This window comes from Streptomyces tamarix (assembly GCF_032423885.1).
Classification (GTDB): domain Bacteria; phylum Actinomycetota; class Actinomycetes; order Streptomycetales; family Streptomycetaceae; genus Streptomyces; species Streptomyces tamarix.
In genome coordinates this window covers 107,864-125,973 of the sequence record NZ_JAWCTQ010000005.1, presented here as the reverse complement: position 1 = coordinate 125,973, position 18,110 = coordinate 107,864, and the positions used below count along the sequence as shown (strand labels likewise).

General features: G+C 73.8%; 16 protein-coding genes and 1 pseudogene. 9 read left to right on the top strand and 8 right to left on the bottom strand.

The window, feature by feature from the left end; translation table 11 throughout:
* Position 1 precedes the first annotated feature (1 nt).
* The 8 genes from RND61_RS06210 to RND61_RS06175 are packed head-to-tail and all read right to left on the bottom strand — an operon-like array spanning position 2 to position 6,954.
* Positions 2-1,993 carry an NADH-quinone oxidoreductase subunit 5 family protein gene (locus RND61_RS06210; RefSeq protein ID WP_315876762.1) on the bottom strand — a complete coding sequence of 664 codons (1,992 nt, stop codon included), beginning with the start codon at positions 1,991-1,993 and terminating at the stop codon, positions 2-4.
* Positions 1,990-2,355: an NADH-quinone oxidoreductase subunit NuoK gene (gene nuoK / locus RND61_RS06205; RefSeq protein ID WP_315876761.1), complete on the bottom strand. Its 366-nt coding sequence runs from the start codon at positions 2,353-2,355 to the stop codon at positions 1,990-1,992. Before nuoK ends, RND61_RS06210 begins: the two co-directional genes overlap by 4 nt.
* On the bottom strand, positions 2,355-2,918 hold the full coding sequence (locus tag RND61_RS06200; protein ID WP_315876760.1) for an NADH-quinone oxidoreductase subunit J family protein: 564 nt from the start codon (positions 2,916-2,918) through the stop codon (positions 2,355-2,357). Before RND61_RS06200 ends, nuoK begins: the two co-directional genes overlap by 1 nt.
* Positions 2,915-3,553 (bottom strand): NuoI/complex I 23 kDa subunit family protein, encoded by a 639-nt coding sequence (locus tag RND61_RS06195; protein WP_315876758.1) that lies wholly within the window; start codon positions 3,551-3,553, stop codon positions 2,915-2,917. The genes RND61_RS06200 and RND61_RS06195 overlap by 4 nt, the downstream gene beginning before the upstream one ends.
* Positions 3,553-4,521, bottom strand: a complete 969-nt coding sequence (locus RND61_RS06190) for a complex I subunit 1/NuoH family protein (protein ID WP_315876757.1) — start codon at positions 4,519-4,521, stop codon at positions 3,553-3,555. Before RND61_RS06190 ends, RND61_RS06195 begins: the two co-directional genes overlap by 1 nt.
* Positions 4,518-5,921, bottom strand: coding sequence for an NADH-quinone oxidoreductase subunit C (locus RND61_RS06185; protein ID WP_315876756.1), 1,404 nt, complete (start codon positions 5,919-5,921; stop codon positions 4,518-4,520). The genes RND61_RS06190 and RND61_RS06185 overlap by 4 nt, the downstream gene beginning before the upstream one ends.
* A complete protein-coding gene (locus RND61_RS06180; protein ID WP_315876755.1) occupies positions 5,918-6,547 on the bottom strand; it encodes an NADH-quinone oxidoreductase subunit B in 630 nt (209 codons plus the stop codon). The genes RND61_RS06185 and RND61_RS06180 overlap by 4 nt, the downstream gene beginning before the upstream one ends.
* Positions 6,538-6,954, bottom strand: a complete 417-nt coding sequence (locus tag RND61_RS06175; RefSeq protein WP_315876754.1) for an NADH-quinone oxidoreductase subunit A — start codon at positions 6,952-6,954, stop codon at positions 6,538-6,540. Before RND61_RS06175 ends, RND61_RS06180 begins: the two co-directional genes overlap by 10 nt.
* A 189-nt stretch (positions 6,955-7,143) precedes the next feature.
* Here RND61_RS06175 and RND61_RS06170 point away from each other — a divergent pair, with 189 nt between their 5' ends.
* The 9 genes and pseudogenes from RND61_RS06170 (at position 7,144) to RND61_RS06130 (ending at position 17,918) form a co-directional block, all read left to right on the top strand.
* Complete coding sequence (locus RND61_RS06170; protein WP_315876753.1) at positions 7,144-8,307, top strand: sensor histidine kinase; 1,164 nt, start codon at positions 7,144-7,146, stop codon at positions 8,305-8,307.
* 118 nt (positions 8,308-8,425) lie between these two features.
* Positions 8,426-9,085, top strand: a complete 660-nt coding sequence (locus RND61_RS06165) for a response regulator transcription factor (protein WP_315876879.1) — start codon at positions 8,426-8,428, stop codon at positions 9,083-9,085.
* A gap of 298 nt (positions 9,086-9,383) precedes the next feature.
* On the top strand, positions 9,384-11,375 hold the full coding sequence (locus RND61_RS06160) for a 2-oxoacid:acceptor oxidoreductase subunit alpha (protein WP_391652944.1): 1,992 nt from the start codon (positions 9,384-9,386) through the stop codon (positions 11,373-11,375).
* A complete protein-coding gene (locus RND61_RS06155; protein ID WP_315876752.1) occupies positions 11,365-12,417 on the top strand; it encodes a 2-oxoacid:ferredoxin oxidoreductase subunit beta in 1,053 nt (350 codons plus the stop codon). Before RND61_RS06160 ends, RND61_RS06155 begins: the two co-directional genes overlap by 11 nt.
* 339 nt (positions 12,418-12,756) lie before the next feature.
* Positions 12,757-13,620 carry an SDR family oxidoreductase gene (locus RND61_RS06150; protein ID WP_315876751.1) on the top strand — a complete coding sequence of 288 codons (864 nt, stop codon included), beginning with the start codon at positions 12,757-12,759 and terminating at the stop codon, positions 13,618-13,620.
* A 156-nt stretch (positions 13,621-13,776) separates the two neighbouring features.
* Complete coding sequence (rarD, locus tag RND61_RS06145; RefSeq protein WP_315876750.1) at positions 13,777-14,760, top strand: EamA family transporter RarD; 984 nt, start codon at positions 13,777-13,779, stop codon at positions 14,758-14,760.
* A gap of 250 nt (positions 14,761-15,010) precedes the next feature.
* The gene (locus RND61_RS06140) at positions 15,011-15,673 is read left to right on the top strand and encodes a hypothetical protein (RefSeq protein WP_315876749.1); all 663 of its coding nucleotides are present in this window, start codon (positions 15,011-15,013) and stop codon (positions 15,671-15,673) included.
* A 245-nt stretch (positions 15,674-15,918) separates the two neighbouring features.
* Positions 15,919-16,358, top strand: a pseudogene (locus tag RND61_RS06135) (VOC family protein).
* A gap of 219 nt (positions 16,359-16,577) precedes the next feature.
* Positions 16,578-17,918: a M28 family peptidase gene (locus tag RND61_RS06130; protein ID WP_391652941.1), complete on the top strand. Its 1,341-nt coding sequence runs from the start codon at positions 16,578-16,580 to the stop codon at positions 17,916-17,918.
* Positions 17,919-18,110: the final 192 nt, after the last annotated feature.

Below are 18,110 nucleotides of genomic sequence, written 5' to 3'. Positions count from 1 at the left end.
CTCACGCTCCGGCGGCGACGAGGACGGCGGCGACCGCCAGGACGACGGAACCGGCGAGCAGGACGCTGAGGTATGTCTGCACGTTGCCGGTCTGGGCGCGGCGCACGGCCGCCCCGAGCAGGCCGGTCGTGGCGCCCGCTCCGCGTACGTAGGTGTCGACGACCTCGCGGTCGAGGAAGCGGACCAGGGAGGCCGCCGCGCGGACGGGGCGTACGAACAGGGCGGTGTACACGGCGTCGAGGTGGAAGCCGGTGGCGGCGTGCCGGTGGAGCGGGCCGAGGAGGAGGCGTCCGGGGTCGCCCGGGTCGGGGGCGGAGGCGATCGACCCGTAGGCCGGGACGTGGGTCGCGATGGCCTCGGCCTCGGAGACGGCGGGGTCGGCTTCGGGGTGGGCGGCCACCGCGCCGATCGGTACGTGCGCGGCGCGGGCGGTGGCGCGGCGCCAGGCGGCGTAGGTGACCAGGCCGCCGACGAGGGCGAGGCCCGTGCCCAGGACCGCGGTGGTGGTGGTCGGGGTGAGGGCGTTGCCGTCGAACCAGTCGTCGAGGAAGGTGACGGCCAGTCCGAAGGCGAGGGAGGGGACCGCGAGCACCCACAGGACGGTGCTCATGGCGATGGGCTGCCGGCCGTGGTCGGGGGCCTCGGTGCCCCTTCCGCGGAAGGCGAGCAGCCACAGGCGGGCCGCGTAGGCGGCGGTGAGGAGGGCGGTGAGCAGTCCGGCGGCGAAGACGGTCCAGCCGGCGCCGGCCGGGGCGACGTTCCGGTCGCCGAGGGCGGTGTGCTCGGCGGCGACGAGGACGGCCTCCTTGGAGAAGAAGCCCGCGAACGGTGGGATGGCGGCGAGCGCCAGGAGGGCGACCGTCATCGTCCAGTACGCGTCGGGGACGCGCCGGGCGAGGCCGCTCATGCGGGACATGGCGGCGAGCGAGTTGGTGCCCGCCGCGTGGATGACCACACCGGCGGCCAGGAACAGCAGCGCCTTGAACGCGCCGTGCGACAGGAGGTGGAAGACGGCGGCGCCGCGGTCGCCGACGGCCAGGGCGCCCGACATGTAGCCGAGCTGGCCGATGGTGGAGTAGGCGAGGACGCGCTTGATGTCGTCCTGGGCGAGCGCGGCGAGGGCCGAGCCGACCATGGTGAGCGCGGCCATCACGGCGAGGACGGTCATGGCCGCGGCGGAGGCCGCGAAGAGGGGGAGGAGGCGCGCGACGAAGTAGACACCGGCGGCGACCATCGTCGCGGCGTGGATGAGCGCGGAGACCGGTGTGGGGCCGGCCATCGCGTCGGGGAGCCAGGTGTGCAGCGGGAACTGGGCGGACTTGCCCGCGACACCGGCGAGGAGCAGCAGCGCCACGAGGGTGGGGTGGTCGATGCCGCCCGCGGCGACGGAGCCGAGGACGCCGGTGATCCGGAACGTGCCGGCGTCGGCGGCCAGGGCGAGCAGGCCGATGAGGAACGGGACGTCGCCGAGCTTGGTGACGAGGAACGCCTTGAGGGAGGCGGCCCGCGCCTCGGGGGTCTCCCAGTAGTGGCCGACGAGGAAGTACGAGCAGATGCCCATGATCTCCCAACCGACCAGCAGCACCATCAGGTCGCCGGAGTAGACGACGAGCAGCATCGCGGAGGTGAAGAGGGAGACGAGCGCCGCGTACGAGGGGTAGCGGGGGTCGTCGCGCAGGTAGCCGGTGGAGTAGATCTGCACGCAGGACGCGACGACGCCGACGAGGACGGCCGTGAGGGCGGCGAACCCGTCGAGGTGGAGGGCCAGCTCGATCGGGACGGAGCCGGTCGGGGTGAGCTGGGTGGCCGCGTCGACGGCCCGGCCGCCGCCCTGCCGTACGGCGACGAGGACGGCGAGGACGAGCGCGGCGACGGTCGGCAGGACGGCCAGGGGGCGCACGAAGCCGGGCGCGGCGCGGCCCAGGAGGAGGCCGGCGGCGGCGCCCAGGAACGGGAGGAGGGGGACGAGGACGGCGAGGGTCGTGGTGGTCACGCGGTGGCCTCGGCCTTCTTGCCGGTCTGCTCGTGGTCGGCCTCGGCGCCGCCCGGGGGCTCGGTGTTGTCACGGAGCCGGTCGATGTCGGCGGTGCCGCGGTTGCGGTGGACCATCAGCACGATCGCGAGGCCGATGCCGATCTCGGCGGCGGCGATGGCGATGGTGAACAGGGTCAGCGCCTGACCGGCGTGGAGGGCGTCGCGGAGCCAGACGTCGAAGGCGACGAGGTTGAGGTTGACGGCGTTGAGCATCAGCTCGACGGACATCAGGACGAGGATCGCGTTGCGGCGGGCGAGGACGCCGTACAGGCCGGTGCAGAAGAGGAGCACGGCGAGGACGGCCGGGTAGGCGAGGTGCATCAGCGCTTCCCCTCCGTGTCCTTGTCGCCCTTGCGGGAGAGGACGATCGCGCCGACGAGCGCGGCGAGCAGCAGGACGGACAGCGCCTCGAAGGGGAGGACCCAGTTCCGGAACAGCATCTCGCCGGAGACGCGGGTGGTGCCCTGGGCGGGGCCGTCGAGGTCGATCCAGGTGGTGCGGAAGGCGTCGACGACGACCCAGACGAGGGCGGTCGCCGCGGCGGCGGCCACGACGAGGGCGGCGGGTCGGTTGCCCGAGTCGGCGTCCGGGGAGCGGCCGATGGGTGCCTTGGTGAGCATGAGTCCGAAGAGGAGGAGGACGACGACGGAACCGACGTAGATGAGGACCTGGACCCAGGCGATGAACTCGGCGGTGAGGAGCAGGTACTCGACGGCGACCCCGCCGAGGGCGACGACCAGCCACAGGGCGGCGTGCACCAGCTGGCGGGTGGTGACCGCGACGACCGCGGCGGCGAGGGTGACGACGCCGACGAGGAGGAACGCGATCTCCGTGCCGGTGGGCGAGAGGAAGCCGGGGGCGGCGAGGGGCAGGGCGGAGGTCACGCGGTGCCTCCCTCGGCGGTGGTGCCGGGGGTGTCGCCGGTGCCGTTCCGGCCGGGTGCCTCGCCGGGGGCCCGGGAGGCGTCCTGGGCGGCGGCTTCCCGCTCGGCGGCCTGCTGGGCGGCGAGCTTGTCGGCCGTCCTGCGCGCGGCGGCCAGCTCCTTCGGCTCCTCCGCGCCCGGGTCCAGGGCGGGCGGCTCCGGGACCGTCCACATCCACTCGCGGAGCTTGTCCCGCTCGTGGGTGAGGTCGCGGATGTCCTCCTCCGCGTACTCGAACTCCGGCGACCAGAACAGCGCGTCGAAAGGACACACCTCGACACAGATGCCGCAGTACATGCAGAGCGAGAAGTCGATCGCGAAGCGGTCGAGGACGTTGCGGCTGCGCTCGCGTCCACCGGGCGCGGCGGGCGGCACCGTCTCCTTGTGGGAGTCGATGTAGATGCACCAGTCGGGGCACTCGCGGGCGCAGAGCATGCAGACCGTGCAGTTCTCCTCGAACAGACCGATGACGCCGCGGGAGCGCGGCGGCAGTTCGGGCTGGACGTCGGGGTACTGCGCGGTGTGGCTCTTCCTCGTCATCGTCCGGAGGGTGACGGCCAGGCCCTTGGCGAGACCGGATCCGGGGAACGGAGCCATTACTGGATCACCACCTTGACGATGCCGGTGAGGGCGATCTGGGCGAGGGCGAGCGGCACGAGCGTGGTCCAGGCGAGCTTCTGCAACTGGTCCTCGCGCAGCCTCGGGTAGCTCACGCGCAGCCAGATCACGACGAAGGCGAGCACGGCCGTCTTCAGGAGCGTCCACACCCAGCCCAGGCCGTCGGCGCCGAACGGGCCGTGCCAGCCGCCGAGGAAGAGGACGGTGGTCAGACCGCACAGGACGACGATGCCCGCGTACTCGGCGAGCAGGAACAGGGCGAAGCGGAGGCCGGTGTACTCGGTGTACGCGCCGAAGATGATCTCCGAGTCGGCCACCGGCATGTCGAACGGCGGGCGTTGGAGTTCGGCGAGGCCTGCGACGAAGAAGACCAGGGCGCCGACGATCTGCCAGGGCAGCCACCACCACTCGAACGCGTCGAGGATGCCCGGCAGCGACACCGTGCCGGCCGCCATGGCGACCGACGCGGCGGCGAGCAGCATCGGCAGTTCGTACGCGAGGAGCTGCGCGGTGGTGCGGAGGCCGCCGAGGAGGGAGAACTTGTTGGCGGACGCCCAGCCCGCCATGAGCGAGCCGAGCACGCCCACGCCCATGACGGCGAGGACGAAGAAGACGCCCGCGTCGACGGCCACGCCGACCGCGCCCTCGCCGGGGCCGATCGGGATGGCGACGAGGACGAGGAGGTACGGGAGGAGCGCGACGGCGGGGGCGAGCTGGAAGACGCGGCGGTCGGCGTCGGCCGGGACCACGTCCTCCTTCTGCGCGAACTTCACGCCGTCCGCGACGAGCTGTGCCCAACCGTGGAAGCCGCCCGCGTACATGGGGCCGAGGCGGCCCTGCATGTGCGCCATCACCTTGTGCTCGGTCTGCCCCACGACGAGGGGCAGGACGAGGAACACGGCGAAGACGACGACCAGGCGGAGGGCGACGTCGAGTACGTCGTTCACGCGTCTCCTTCGGAACGTCGTCGGTCGGGGGCGGGGGCGGGCTCGGGAGCGGGGGCGGAGTCGGGCTCGGAACCGGAGTCCGGGGCGGGGGCCGGGTCGGACGCCGGGCCGGTGCCGGGGCGGGGCTCCGGGGTCGCCTGCGGCTCGGGCCGCCCGGACGGGCCCGGGGCCGGGTCGGACGCGGGACGGGGCTCCGGGTCGGACGCGGAGGCGGCACCAGGGCGAGGCTCCGGGTCGGACGCAGGAGCGGCGTCGGGACGGGGCTCCGGGTCGGACGGGTCCGGGGCGGATGGCGCGGGGGCCGGGTCGGACGCCGGGTCGTCGAACGCGGGGCGCGGGTTGTTCCACGGGGCGTCCGCGCTGCGGGTGCGCGGGGGCGCCGCCGGGGCGGGCGTGGGGCGCTCGGGCGCCGAGCCGTCGCGCTCCGGCGCGACGTCCCCGCTCCCGGGCACGGCGTCCCCGCCCTGCGGCGCGGCACTCTCGGGCCGTGGGGTGGCGTTCTCGGGCTGGGGGGTGGTGCTCCCGCGCTGGCTCGCCGAGCCCTCGGTGGCCGAGCGGCTGCGGCGCTGCGTGGCCGAGCCCTCGCCCACCGAGCGGGTACGGCGGGGTCGGGGGGCAGCCGCCTCCGGAGCGGAGCCCGGGGCGGCGACCTCCGGGACGGAGCCCGGGATAGAGCCTGGAGTGGCGGCCTCCGGCCCCGGGCCCGCGGCCGGCGCCCCGGCCGTCTGGCTGGCCGAGCCCTCGCCCGCCGTACGGGTGCGGCGCGGCGGGCGGTCGGCCGCGCCCGCGCGCGGGGCGCGGGCCGGACGGGCCGGGGCCGGCGGGAGCTGGCCCTTCAGCGGGCCCCACTCGTTGGGGTCGGGGACGCCGGGCGGCAGCATCTGGCGCCGCTTGGGGCCGCCGTGCTCGGACTCGCCCGGCTCCTTGGCGCCCGGCCACGCCTTGGCGACGCGGGCGGCCAGGACGAAGTCCTTGCGGAGGGGGTGGCCCTCGAAGTTGTCGGGGAGCAGGAGGTGCGCCGGGTTCGGGTGGCCCTCGAAGACCACGCCGAACATCTCGTGCGTCTCGCGCTCGTGCCAGGCGGCGCCCGCGTACACGTCCACGGCCGTGGGCAGGGCGGGGGCGCCGTGCGGGACCGTCGTCCGCAGGAGCAGGCGGCGCACCCGGCCGCCCTCCAGCGCGACGACGTGGGCGCAGACGCGGAAGCCCGTGCCGGGCTCGTCGACGGCGCTCAGCCAGTCGAAGTAGGTGCAGCCCAGCTTGTCGCGGGCGGTCTCCAGCGCGGCGATCCACGCGCCGGCTGGCACGTCGACCGTCAGCAGGTCGTACGCCCGCTCGGCGGTGGCCTCCGCGCCGAAGACGTCGGTGACGGCGTCGGGCAGCGTGTCGTACGCGTTCACCGCGTCCCGCCTCCCGGCGCGGGCGGCGGGGTGACGAGGCCGCTGCGCAGGGCGGCGGTGGAGGGGCGGGACGCCCCCCGGCCGTACCGCTCGTGGAGGGACTCGCGGGCGATCTTCTCCTGAAGCTTCAGGATGCCCTGGAGGAGCGCCTCGGGACGCGGCGGACAGCCCGGTACGTACACGTCGACCGGGATGATCTGGTCGACGCCCTTGGTGACGGAGTACGAGTCCCAGTAGGGGCCGCCGCAGTTGGCGCAGGCACCGAAGGAGATCACGTACTTCGGCTCGGGCATCTGCTCGTACAGGCGCCTCACGGCGGGCGCCATCTTGTCGGTGACCGTGCCGGACACGACCATCAGGTCGGCCTGGCGCGGGCCGGGCGCGAAGGGGATCACACCGAGCCGGATGAAGTCGTGGCGGGCCATCGACGCCGCGATGAACTCGATGGCGCAACAGGCCAGCCCGAAGTTGAAGACCCACAGGCTGTAGCGGCGGCCCCAGTTCAGGACCACCTTCATCGGCTCGGGCGCCAGCCGCGACAGCACGCCCAGCCTCTGCGGCTCGGGCAGCGGCACCGGCTCGGACGGCACGCGGGTGGCGCCGGTGGCGCCGGGAGTCACGTCCATGTCAGGACGCCCTTCTTGTACGCGTAGAGCAGTCCCACGGCCAGGAAGCCGAGGAAGACGAACATCTCGACGAGCGTGGTGGCGCCGTACCCCGCCTCGGCGAAGACGGTCGCCCACGGGAAGAGGAAGATCGAGTCGACCGCGAAGATCACGTAGAGGAAGGCGTAGACGTAGTAGCGGACCTGGGTGTGGGCCCAGCCCTCCCCCACGGGGTCGACGCCGCACTCGTACGTCAGGAGCTTCTCCGGTGTCGGCACGACGGGGCGGAGCAGCCGCCCGGCCGTGAACGCGACGGCCACGAAGAGGACTCCGATGACGGCGAGGAGTCCGACGGCCGAGTAGCTCTGGAAGTAGTCGGCCGCGAGTCCGGTCTGGTCCGGCACGTCGAGTCCGGTCTGGTCCGGCACGTCCGTCCCTCCCTCTTCCTGCCCCCGCGGGCGCCGATCCGGCGATCCGGCGATCTGTACGCACGGGAGTCTAGGCCCTGGCGAAGTCCGGGGGTCAGCCGTGCCGCACCCGGGGTGGGGTTATCCCCACCGGACCCCGCCCATGTACCCCATGGCGCCGCCGGGTTGCGGCCCGGCAGGCTGGACGCCATGACCACGCGCAGCGACCACCCGGCCCCGGCTCTCCCCTCCCGCGCGGGACGCGCCGGTCTCGGGACGGCCACGTGGAAGGAGATCGCCCACCTCCTGTCGAACTTCCCAGTATCCCTCGTCGCGTTCGTCTACGTGACGATGACGGTGGCGGTGGGGGCGGCGCTGTCCGTGACGGTCGTCGGGCTGCCGCTGCTGGCGGCCGGGCTGGCCGGGGCGCGGTTGGTCGGGCGGGCGGAGCGGGCCCGGGCCCGGGGGCTGCTCGGCGTGCGGATCGAGGAGCCGAGCCGTCCGCCGCGCCGTCCGGGCGGGGGCGTGGCGGACGCGGCCTGGGCGGCGCTGCAGGACGCGGTGGCGTGGCGGACGGTGCTGTACGGGTTCGTGCGGCTGCCGTGGGGCGTGCTGACGTGCGCGGTGACCCTGGTGGCGCTGGTGGCGCTGTGGCCCGCGCTGCCGTACCTGGCTCGGGTGATGGCCAACGCCGACCGGGCGATGGTGCGGGGGCTGCTGGGGCCGTCGGACGAGCTGGAGCGGCGGGTCGCGGAGCTGGAGTCGGGCCGGGGGGTCGTGGTGGACGCGGCGGCGGCGGACCTGCGCCGCATCGAGCGCGACCTGCACGACGGCGCGCAGGCCCGCCTCGTCGCCCTCGCCATGGACCTGGGGCTGGCGAAGGAGAAGGCCGCCGAGGACCCCGCGGCCGCCGCCCGGATGGTCGAGGAGGCCCACGGCGAGGTGAAGCTCGCCCTCCAGGAACTGCGCGACCTCGCCCGCGGCATCCACCCCGCGATCCTCACCGACCGCGGCCTGGACGCCGCCCTCTCCGCCATCGCCTCACGCTGCGCCGTACCCGTCGCGGTCGCCGTGGACCTGCCGGAGCGGCCCGCCGCCGCTGTCGAGGGCATCGCGTACTTCACGGTCTCGGAGCTCCTCCAGAACGTCTCCAAGCACGCCGGCGCCCGCCACGCCACCGTCGACGTCCGGCGCACCGGCGACCGCCTCCTCCTCCAGGTCGCCGACGACGGGCACGGCGGCGCCGACCCCTCCCGCGGCACCGGCCTCGCCGGCCTCGCCGAACGCCTCGACGCCGTCGACGGGGTCCTCGTCGTCCACTCCCCCCGGGGCGGTCCGACGACCGTCACCGCCGAGCTGCCCTGGCGCGGTTGAACGCAGTTGAACACTGTTCGCCCACACGGCCGAAGTTGCTGCGATGCTGGTGGTGACGGTGGACATCGCCGTCCGGAGCCGATCGGGAGTGGGGGGCTGCACGGCCGTGGACGACAGGGTGCGGGTGGTCATCGCGGAGGATTCCGTACTGCTCAGGGAGGGCCTGACCCGGCTGCTGACCGACCGCGGGCACGAGGTCGTCGCGGGGGTCGGGGACGCGGACGCCCTGATCGGGACGGTGGACGCGCTGGCCGCCGGCGGGGCGGCGCCCGACGTGGTCGTCGTGGACGTGCGGATGCCGCCGACCCACACCGACGAGGGGGTCAGGGCCGCCGTGCGGCTCCGCCGGGACCACCCGCGGGTCGGGGTGTTGGTGCTGTCGCAGTACGTCGAGGAGCGGTACGCGACGGAGCTGCTGGCCGGCAGCAGCCGGGGGGTGGGCTACCTGCTGAAGGACCGGGTCGCCGAGGTCCGCGAGTTCGTGGACGCGGTGGCGCGGGTCGCCCGGGGCGGCACGGCGCTCGACCCGGAGGTCGTGGCGCAGCTACTGGGGCGGAGCCGCCGGCAGGACGTGCTGGCGGGGCTGACGCCGCGCGAGCGGGAGGTCCTCGGTCTGATGGCCGAGGGCCGGACGAACTCGGCGATCGCGCGGCAGCTGGTGGTGAGCGACGGGGCGGTCGAGAAGCACGTCGGCAACATCTTCCTGAAGCTGGGGCTCTCCCCGAGCGAAGGGGATCACCGCCGGGTGCTCGCGGTGCTGACCTATCTGAACTCCTGAACCGCCGGTGACCGCTCCTGAACCGCCGGCGACTCCTGATCCGGCCCCGGCCCCCCGGAGGGCCTAGGACCAAAGACCGGGCCGGGAGCGCCGTTCCGGTGGAACACAGGGGGATACGAAGCATGATGTTCCAGGACAAACAGGCGTCTTATCAGAACGTCCACTATTCGAGCTGTCCAGGGAAGGGAACCCTTACCGACGTAGGGTGGGCCTCGGGACGGCCGGTCGTCCGGCCGTCTTCCGAGCGTTCTCCCGCCGACGGCGGGGAGACCCCTTGTCTCGAGGGAGGTCCAGTTCAGTGACCAGCCAGGTCAGTAGCCCGGCCGAGCAGACAGGCGAGGCGGCGCGCGAGACGCGAGCGGCCGACGAGGCGGCCGCCGGGGAACAGCGCGCCGGGGAACAGCGCGGCACCCCGGTGCAGCGCGTCCCCGCGAAGGAGATCCGCCGTCTGGACCGGGTGATCATCCGCTTCGCGGGCGACTCGGGTGACGGCATGCAGCTCACGGGGGACCGGTTCACGTCGGAGACGGCGTCGTTCGGCAACGACCTGTCGACGCTGCCGAACTTCCCCGCCGAGATCCGGGCGCCCGCCGGGACGCTGCCGGGCGTGTCGTCGTTCCAGCTTCACTTCGCGGACCACGACATCCTCACGCCGGGCGACGCGCCGAACGTGCTGGTCGCGATGAACCCGGCCGCGCTGAAGGCGAACATCGGGGACGTGCCGCGCGGCAGCGAGATCATCGTCAACACGGACGAGTTCGCGAAGCGGGCGATGGCGAAGGTCGGCTACGCGACCTCGCCGCTGGAGGACGGGTCGCTGGACGGCTACCGCGTCCACCCCGTACCGCTGACGACCCTCACGGTCGAGGCGCTGAAGGACTTCGGCCTGTCCCGCAAGGAGGCGGAGCGGTCGAAGAACATGTTCGCGCTGGGCCTGCTGTCGTGGATGTACCACCGGCCGACGGAGGGCACCGAGCAGTTCCTGCGGAAGAAGTTCGCGAAGAAGCCGGAGATCGCGGAGGCGAACGTCGCCGCGTTCCGCGCGGGCTGGAACTTCGGCGAGACGACGGAGGACTTCGCCGTCTCGTACGAGGTCGCCCCCGCCACGTCGGCGTTCCCGGCGGGCACGTACCGGAACATCTCCGGGAACCTGGCCCTGTCGTACGGGCTGATCGCGGCCGCGCACCAGGCGGACCTGCCGCTGTTCCTCGGGTCGTACCCGATCACGCCGGCCTCGGACATCCTGCACGAGCTGAGCAAGCACAAGAACTTCGGCGTGCGGACCTTCCAGGCGGAGGACGAGATCGCCGGCATCGGCGCGGCGCTGGGCGCGGCGTTCGGCGGCGCGCTGGCGGTGACGACCACGTCCGGGCCCGGTGTGGCGCTGAAGTCCGAGACGATCGGCCTGGCGGTGTCGCTGGAGCTGCCGCTGCTGATCGTCGACATCCAGCGCGGCGGCCCCTCCACGGGCCTGCCGACCAAGACCGAGCAGGCGGACCTGCTCCAGGCGATGTACGGGCGGAACGGCGAGGCCCCGGTGCCGGTGGTGGCGCCGAGGACGCCGGCGGACTGCTTCGACGCCGCCCTGGAGGCCGCGCGGATCGCGCTCGCGTACCGGACGCCGGTGTTCCTCCTGTCGGACGGGTACCTGGCGAACGGCTCCGAGCCGTGGCGCATCCCGGACCCGGAGGACCTCCCGGACCTGGGTGTCACCTTCGCGACGGGCCCGAACCACACGCTGGAGGACGGCACCGAGGTCTTCTGGCCGTACAAGCGCGACCCGCAGACCCTGGCGCGGCCCTGGGCGCTGCCCGGCACGCCCGGTCTGGAGCACCGGATCGGCGGCATCGAGAAGCAGGACGGCACGGGCAACATCTCGTACGACCCGGCCAACCACGACTTCATGGTCCGCACCCGCCAGGCCAAGGTCGACGGGATCGCGGTCCCGGAGCTGGAGGTCGACGACCCGAGCGGCGCCGCGCGCACCCTCGTCCTCGGCTGGGGCTCGACGTACGGGCCGATCACCGCCGCCGTACGCCGGCTGCGCACGGCCGGCGAAACGATCGCGCAGGCCCACCTGCGCCACCTCAACCCCTTCCCGGCGAACCTCGGCGAGGTCCTGAAGCGGTACGAGACCGTCGTCGTCCCCGAGATGAACCTCGGGCAGCTCGCCACGCTCGTCCGCGCGAAGTACCTGGTCGACGCGCGCAGCCACACGCAGGTCAACGGCATGCCGTTCAAGGCCGAACAGCTCGCCGCGGCCCTCAAGGAGGCCATCGATGCCCAGTGAAGCCCTGACCCTGGTGCCCAAGGCCGAGGGCAAGCAGTCCATGAAGGACTTCAAGTCGGACCAGGAGGTCCGCTGGTGCCCGGGGTGCGGCGACTACGCGATCCTCGCCGCCGTGCAGGGCTTCATGCCCGAGCTGGGGCTGGCGAAGGAGAACATCGTCTTCGTCTCCGGCATCGGCTGCTCCTCCCGCTTCCCGTACTACATGAACACGTACGGGATGCACTCCATCCACGGCCGCGCCCCCGCCATCGCCACGGGCCTGTCCGCCTCGCGCCGCGACCTGTCCGTGTGGGTCGTCACCGGTGACGGCGACGCGCTGTCCATCGGCGGCAACCACCTGATCCACGCGCTGCGGCGGAACGTCAACCTCAAGATCCTGCTGTTCAACAACCGGATCTACGGCCTCACCAAGGGCCAGTACTCGCCCACCTCCGAGGTCGGAAAGATCACCAAGTCGACCCCGATGGGTTCGCTGGACGCGCCGTTCAACCCGGTGTCGCTGGCGCTGGGCGCGGAGGCGAGCTTCGTCGCCCGGACGGTCGACTCCGACCGCAAGCACCTCACCGAGGTCCTGCGGCAGGCCGCCGACCACCCCGGCACGGCCCTGGTGGAGATCTACCAGAACTGCAACATCTTCAACGACGGCGCCTTCGACGCGCTCAAGGACAAGGAGCGGGCGGAGGAGGCGGTGATCCGCCTGGAGCACGGCCGGCCGATCCGCTTCGGCCCGGACGGGTCGAAGGGCGTCGTCCGCGACCCGGCGACGGGCGATCTGAAGGTCGTCGCCGTCACGCCGGAGAACGAGGCGCGGGTGCTGGTCCACGACGCGCACGCCGCGTCCCCGACCACGGCCTTCGCGCTGTCGCGGCTGGCCGACCCGGACACCCTGCACCACACGCCGATCGGCGTCTTCCGCAGCGTCCGGCGGCCCGTCTACGACGCGCTGATGGCCGACCAGCTCGACGCCGCCGTCGAGCAGCGCGGCAAGGGCGACCTGTCCGCCCTGCTCGCCGGCAACGACACGTGGACGGTCGTCGGCTGACGCCGCCCCGGCCGGTCGCAGGCCCGGTCCCGGATCCCGCGCGGATCCCGGACCGGGCCTCGTCGTCTGCCCGGCGGGCCGGCTCGACGGCCTCGGAGGCCCCGGCGACCCCGGCGACCCCGGTGACTTCGACGGGCCGCGGGGCGGTGGGACCGCGGGACTGCGGGACTGCGAGGCCGTGGGACCAGGGGGCGGTGGGACCGCGTGTCCGGCGGACCGGAGTCCGCACGCCGCTCAGCGCCCACCCACCTGCCCGTACGCCCCCTGAGGGAGGCGCTTTCAAAAAGAAAGCGCTGCGTATAACGTGGGTGCTCGATCCCCTCGAAACGGAGAAGCACCATGAGCGTCGTCATCACCGGAGCCACCGGCCGCCTGGGCCGTCTCGTCATCGATGCCCTGCTGGAGCGCGGCACACCGGCCGCGTCCATCGCCGCGGCCGTCCGCGACAAGACGAAGGCCGCCGACCTGGCGGAGCGCGGCGTGGAAGTGCGCGTCGCCGACTACGACCGGCCCGAGACCCTCGCCGGCGCGTTCGCGGCGGGCGACCGGGTGCTGCTGGTCTCCGGCGACGCGGTCGGGCGGCGCGTACCGCAGCACACCGCCGTGATCGCGGCGGCGAAGGCCGCTCGTGTCGCCCAGCTCGCGTACACCGGCGTCCTCGGCGGGCCGGAGGCCGACTTCGACCTGGCGGCCGAGCACGGGGCCACCGAGCGGGTGATCCTCGACTCGGGACTGCCGTACACGCTCCTGCGCAACGGCTGGTACACCGAGAACTACACGGAAAACCTCGCCCCGGTCCTCGCGCACGGCGCCGTCGTCGCCAACGCGGGCGAGGGCCGCGTGGCCTCCGCCGCCCGCGCCGACTACGCGGCCGCGGCCGCCGCCGTCCTGACGGAGGACGGCCACCTCGGCGCGGCGTACGAGCTGAGCGGCGACACGGCGTGGTCGTTCGCCGAGTACGCGGCGGAGCTCTCCCGGCAGACCGGCCGGGACATCGCGTACACCGACGTGCCCGCCGAGACCCACCTCGGGATCCTGACCGGCGCGGGCGTGCCCGAGCCGGTCGCCGCGATCCTCGTCGACGTCGACGAGGCCATCGCGCGCGGCCGGCTGGCCGGGACCAGCGGCGACCTGTCCCGGCTCATCGGCCGGCCGACGACCCCGCTCGCCGAGACGGTCGCCGCCGCGCTGAAGGCCCTGTAGCGGGCGCCCCGGGGCCGTGTCCGAGGGCGGCCCCGGAACGGACACGTCATGACCGTATGGCGATACGGGCATGACACGCCGTCCCGCGCGGCGCTACCGTCGAGCGGACAGCGCGGCGCGGGACGGTGACGTCCGGGACAGGAAGCGGGGCGGCCAGTGGCGGCGAGGAGCGGCGGCGGGGGCGACCAGAAGGCGGGACTCCTCTACGGGATCGGGGCCTACGGCGCCTGGGGCCTCTTCCCCCTGTACTGGCCCCTGCTGGAACCGTCGGGCGCGGTGGAGATCGTCGCCCACCGCATGGCCTGGTCCCTGGTGGCCGTGGCGCTCGCGCTGCTGGTCATGCGGCGCTGGGCGTGGATACCCGAGCTGCTGCGGCAGCCGAGGAAGATGGGGCTCATCGCGGTCGCGGCAGCGGTGATCACCACGAACTGGGGCGTCTACATCTGGGCCGTGAACGCCGGCCACGTCGTCGAGTCGTCCCTCGGGTACTTCATCAACCCGCTGGTCACCATCGCCATGGGCGTCGTCCTGCTGAAGGAGCGGCTGCGCCCGGCGCAGTGGGCGGCGGTCGGCATCGCCTTCGTGGCGGTGGTCGTGCTGGCGGTCGGGTACGGCAGGCCGCCGTGGATCTCGCTGGTGCTGGCGTTCTCCTTCGCGACGTACGGGCTGGTGAAGAAGAAGGTCAACCTGGGCGGGCTGGAGTCGCTGGGCGCCGAGACGGCCGTCCTGTTCCTACCGGCCGTCGGCTACCTGGTGTGGCTGGGCCTCCAGGGGTCCTCCACGTTCGGCGCCGCGGGGGCGGGGCACACGGCGCTGCTCGTGTCGACGGGCCTGGTCACGGCGGTGCCGCTGGTGTGCTTCGGCGCGGCGGCGATCCGCGTGCCGCTGTCGACGCTGGGGCTGCTGCAGTACCTGGCGCCCGTGTTCCAGTTCCTGGTGGGAGTGCTGTACTTCCGGGAGGCCATGCCGCCGGAGCGGTGGGCCGGGTTCGGGCTGGTGTGGCTGGCGCTGACGCTGCTCACGTGGGACGCCCTGCGCGGTGCGCGGCGGACGCGGGCGGAGGCCGTGCGGCTGGCGGCCCGGGCGGCGGCGAAGGCCACCGCCCCGGAGCCCGCCGCGGCGGAGGCCCCCCGCTCCTGAGACCGGCCCCGGGCGGGGCGGCGCCAGGAGCCCGTAGGGGCTCGGTGTCGAGAGTCCGTACGGGTGCGGTGCGCGGGCCTCGCGGCGGTTGCCGCGGCGGTCCGTGGAGCCGCGGCGGCCGGGGCGGGAGGGGGAGTCGACGGGTGCGCCGTCGTTCGCGTCCCTCCGCGTTTCGCGGTGGCGGGAGGACAACCTTCGCGGGTTCGCGGCTGTCTGCCCCCCAGAAGGCTCAGAACGCTCAGAAGGCGCTGTGGGAAGCGGAGCGGCGGACAACGCCGCGGACAGCAGGGGGGAAGGCGTGGGCTGGCTCGACACCTTACGGGACGTCTTGTTCGACGACAGCGAGGAACCCGAGGCGCAGCGGGCCTGGAAAGAGCTCTTGGAGGCGGACCGCGAACGTCACGCGCTCGAAAGGGAACTGGACGAGGCGAAAGAGCGGCACGCGGCCGCGAGGGGCCGGTTCCTCGCGGCCGACCCGGTGCCGGTGCTCAGGAGGGCGCTGGACACGGGCCGGGGCTCACAGGAGGCCCTGGGCCTGTTGCGCGAGGTGGGCGCGGACCACCCGCACGTGGTCCGGGCCCTGGTGCCCGAGCTGTACGAGTACTGCCTGAGCATCAACAAGCCGGGGATCTTCGGCCGCGAGATCCTGCGGACCCTGAGCAGGACCACCGATCTCCACGACGACCTCGCCCCGCTGGTCGCCGCGACCCTGCGGGACGACAGCGAGGTCACGGACTCCCTCGCGATGCGCGCCCTGGCACTGACCCTCGACGACATCGGCGACACCCGCCTCATGGACCAGTGGCGCCGCGCCGCGCTCGCCTCCACGGACCCCGACGTGCGCGAGATCGTCGAGGAGTACCCGCCGGACGAGGACCCCGGCGTGCCGCGGGAACCGGATCCGCGCCGATGACCCGGGACGTGGATCCTTGACGGCGGGGCGAGGCGCGGCGAGGTGCGGCCCGGAGCTGGGGCGGCCCCGGCGGCGGTCCGGGCCCGCAGCCCGTCCGGCGGGTCCAACGCCTCACGGCGGGCCGCCGGGGCGGGCCCGCCGGTCGGCAGCGGCTCCGGGGCGGGGCGCCCCGGGGCGAAGCGGCAGGGGGAGCCCTCCGGCGCGCGCGGGACGACGCCTGTGGCGGACTCCGCCACGCAAGCCCGGTGAACGGCCGCACGACGACACTCCACTGGAAGCCCGTGATCGACGCGGCCGACCCGCACACCCGGGTCGACCTCTGGGCGCGGACGCCGGGTCACGCGGTCGAGGACCGCGACGCGCCCATCGAGCGGCTCCTCGACCTGGGGCACGCGCCGGCCGGCCTGACGGTCGAGGTGTGCGGCCGCCGGGCGTGACGGGATCCGGCCGCCGTCCGCCATCCGGACAACCCCTGCGAGGAGGGGAGGGGGGCGGACGTCGGCCCGGGCCGCCGCCTGCCGTTCCAGCGCGTCCCGGAGGAGAAGGCGGCCAAGAACCGGCTCCGCATCGACGCGCACACGGGCCCCGGGCGGGGCCGGGCCGCGGAGGTCGCCCGGCCGGATGGGCAGGGCGGCCGGTGGACCGTCATGGCGGCCCGGCAGGAAACGAGTTCTGCGTGCAGTAGCGCCGAACCGTCCGATATGCGGGCTCCGGTGACCGGAAACCGCCCTTGACGCGCGGATGAATTGTCGCTGTACATTCAACACCGCACGATTGAGCAGACCGGTCACACGCACCACAGCTCCAACGCCCCGCGAACAGCCCTCGCGGGGCGTCTCGCACGTTCCGTCCCCATCCCCGTACGGAATCCCGGAGCCCCCACATGACGCACTCCGTGTCCCGCATGCCCAGACGCACCGCCGCGGCCACCGTCCTCGCCCTCGCGGGCCTGCTCGCCACCGCCGCGCCCGCCGCCACCGCCGCGCCCGTCACCGCCGTTCCCACCACGGCCCGCACGTCGCCCGCGACGCCCGCCGGTACGGCCGCCGCCCCGGACGTCCCGCTGGCGAACGTCAAGGCGCACCTCACCCAGCTCCAGTCGATCGCCACCGCCAACGGCGGCAACCGCGCCCACGGCCGCCCCGGCTACAAGGCGTCGGTCGACTACGTGAAGGCGAAGCTCGACGCCGCCGGGTTCACCACCACCCTCCAGCAGTTCACGTCCAGCGGCGCCACCGGCTACAACCTGATCGCCGACTGGCCCGGCGGCGATCCGAACCAGGTCCTCATGGCCGGCGCCCACCTGGACTCGGTCTCCTCCGGGGCCGGCATCAACGACAACGGCTCCGGTTCCGCCGCCGTCCTGGAGACCGCGCTCGCCGTGTCCCGCGCCGGGTTCAAGCCCGCCAAGCACCTGCGGTTCGCCTGGTGGGGCGCCGAGGAGCTGGGCCTCGTCGGCTCGAAGTACTACGTCGCGAACCTGCCGGCCACCGAGCGCTCCAAGCTGAGCGGCTACATGAACTTCGACATGATCGGATCGCCCAACCCGGGCTACTTCGTCTACGACGACGACCCGACCATCGAGAAGACCTTCAAGGACTACTTCACCGGCATCGGCGTCGCCACGGAGATCGAGACCGAGGGCGACGGGCGCTCCGACCACGCCCCGTTCAAGAGCGCCGGGGTCCCGGTCGGCGGGCTGTTCACCGGCGCCAGCCGGACGAAGACCGCCGCGCAGGCCCAGAAGTGGGGCGGTACGGCGGGACAGTCCTTCGACCGCTGCTACCACTCGTCGTGCGACACGACGGCCAACATCAACGACACGGCGCTGGACCGCAACAGCGACGCCCTCGCGCACGCCGTGTGGACGCTGTCCGCCGGGACGACCGAACCGCCGACCGGTGACACGTACCAGAACACGGCCGACGTGGCGATCCCGGACAACGGCGCCGCCGTCACCTCGTCCGTCACCGTCAGCGGCCGCACCGGCAACGCCCCGGCCGCGCTGAAGGTCGGCGTGGACATCGTCCACACCTGGCGCGGCGACCTCGTCATCGACCTCCTCGCCCCGGACGGCACGGCGTACCGGCTGAAGAACTCCGGCAACGACTCCGCCGACAACGTCCAGGAGACGTACACGGTCGACGCGTCCAGCGAGGTCGCCAACGGCACCTGGCGACTGCGGGTCCAGGACGTGGGGCCGTACGACACCGGCTACATCAGCGCCTTCTCGCTGACCTTCTGAGCCGCCGGGCCCCGAACGAAGCCCCGGCCTCACCAGCCACCGGAGCCCCGGCCTCCCGAGCCGCCGGGCTCCGGCGACCTCCGCCCCCGGCCTCCCCGGCCGGGGGCGGCACCACGAGCCGGGAAGGGCGTACAGGCCGGGGACGGCGTACGCGCCAGGAGCGGCGGACCGGAGGCGGCGGGCCGGGGCCCG